This window comes from Streptomyces sp. NPDC054841, from assembly GCF_053611045.1.
In genome coordinates, this window is sequence record NZ_JBSGZO010000893.1 from 1 (window position 1) to 1,458 (window position 1,458).

Sequence of the window (1,458 nt, forward strand, 5' to 3'; positions counted from 1 at the left end):
GCGGCGCGACAGGGCAAAGCTTGCCGGGAGGGGCACTAGGTCGTATTGCCTCGCGATCCGCCGGATCCGCGGGCAAGGCGCCGGGGCCCGTCCGGCTCGGCACCGGTGGCTTGGCACCGGCCGCCGTGGCTCGGCACCGGTGGCTTGGCCCGGGCCCCGTTACCGTTCGGCCGAAGGTAAGGGAACGGCAAAGCCACGTCGCTCGTTACCTCAGGCATGACAGCTATGACCCCCGGCTCGAACATCCCCCTGACCGCCGCGCGCGTGGCGGTGGACGTCGCGGCGCCCGTGCGGCTCGACGTATCGGGCCTGCTGCTCACCGCCGACGGCAAGGTGCGCTCCGACGACGACTTCATCTTCTACAACCAGCCCACGGGCCCCGGTGTCACCTACCGGTCCGGCGGGGGCACGGCGCCCGACGCGATCATCGTCGACACCACGGCCGTCCCGGCCGGGGTCGAGAAGATCGTCGTCACGGCCAGCCCGGACGCCGCGGGGCAGACCTTCCAGGGCATCGAGCCCACGGCCACGATCCGCAACGCCGACGACAGCGCGGTCCTGGCGACCTTCACCCCGCCCCGGCTGGGCTCTGAGACGGCGCTGGTGGTCGTCGAGATCTATTTGCGCAACGGGGCGTGGAAGGCCCGCGCGGTCGGCCAGGGATATGCGAACGGGCTGGCGGGCATCGCCACCGACTTCGGCGTCTCGGTGGAGGAGGAGCCGGCCGCCGCACCCGCTGCCACGCCCGCCCCCGCCCCAGCCCCTGCCCCGGTGGCCGATCCGCGCGTCGCGGCACCGCCGGCTCCCCCGGCCGCCGCCCCCGCTGCGGCCGCGGCGCCCGCCCCGGGCACGGGAAAGATCAACCTGGACAAGGGCCGGGTCAGCCTCCAGAAGAACCAGACGGTGTCCCTGGTCAAGGGCGGCCGCCCGCTGCTCTCCCAGGTCAAGATGGGCCTCGGCTGGGAGCCCGCCTTCCGCGGCAAGGACATCGACCTGGACGCGTCCGTGATCGCGTACGGCCCGCAACGCAATCATCTGGACAGCTGCTACTTCGGAAAGCTGACCATCCTGAACGGCGCGATCAAGCACTCCGGGGACAATCTGACCGGCGAGGGCGCGGGCGACGACGAGGTGATCGTCGTGGATCTGGGCCGCATTCCCGCCGAGGCCACAGGCCTGGTCTTCACGGTCAACTCCTTCTCGGGCCAGAAGTTCACCGAGGTCGCGAAGGCGTACTGCCGGCTGCTGGACGCGGCGACGGGCGAGGAGCTGGTGCGCTTCGACCTCACCGGCGCCGAGCCCCAGACCGGCGTGATGATGGCGAAGCTGATCCGGCAGTTCTCCGGTGAGTGGGAGATGACCGCGATGGGCGAGTTCGTGAAGTCCCGTACCGTCCGGGGCATGGTCAAGCCCGCGGCGCAGTCGCTGTAGCCGCCCCCGAGACAGCCGGTCCCGGCC

General features: G+C 71.7%; 1 protein-coding gene. It reads left to right on the forward strand.

The features are described 5' to 3' along the window. Positions 1-216: 216 nt before the first annotated feature. Positions 217-1,431: a TerD family protein gene (locus ACWGI8_RS44235; protein ID WP_453669268.1), complete on the forward strand. Its 1,215-nt coding sequence runs from the start codon at positions 217-219 to the stop codon at positions 1,429-1,431. The last annotated feature ends 27 nt before the right edge of the window (positions 1,432-1,458 follow it).